Consider the following 618-nt stretch of genomic DNA (forward strand, 5'->3'; position numbering starts at 1 on the left):
TGGCCGGAACTGCTCTTACTGACCCTATGCGAGCGTCGGGGTGGGCATCGGGATCAGCTTGGCCATCTTTCGAAGGTTTTGGGCGGTGGCTGCGAGGATGAACTCGTCGCGCGCGCCGTTTGGACCTCGTAAACGCAAACGGTCGAGCTTGAGAATGCGCTTGAGGTGCGCGAACAACATCTCGATTTTCTTGCGGAGCCGGCGCGAGGTGCCTCCCTCCCACGATCTCGCGATCTGGCGCGCCATGTCGCGGGCGCCCTCGTAGATCGAGCGGGGCACCCTCCGTGAAGCCTGCTTGGGGCAGCATCGGGGCTTCAATGCGCATCGATCACAATCGCGCTTGCTGGCGAGGTAAAGCATGGTGGCACCATCATTCACCAACGTTCCGGTCGTGGTAAGAGTTTTGCCACCAGGGCACCGATAGATGTCCCCAGCATGGTCATAGGTGAAGTCGTCGCGCGAGAAGATCCCGTCTGTGCGGGCCGATTTGTCGAACACTGTAACGTGCGGCTCGATCCCGTGCTCATAGACCAGCCAGGCGAGCATCTCGGCCGAGCCATAGCCGCTGTCACCGAGGAGCCGGCTCGGATAGAGATCAAACCGCTCCAGCGAGCGCTC

General features: G+C 61.5%; 1 protein-coding gene. It reads right to left on the minus strand.

What is annotated here, in order from left to right; all coding sequences use genetic code 11:
- Window positions 1–24 precede the first annotated feature (24 nt).
- A partial coding sequence (locus IVA96_RS05245; RefSeq protein ID WP_247415795.1) for a transposase occupies window positions 25–618 on the minus strand: 594 nt, incomplete at its 5' end.

The organism is Bradyrhizobium sp. 159 (assembly GCF_023073795.1).
In the GTDB taxonomy this organism is placed as follows: domain Bacteria; phylum Pseudomonadota; class Alphaproteobacteria; order Rhizobiales; family Xanthobacteraceae; genus Bradyrhizobium.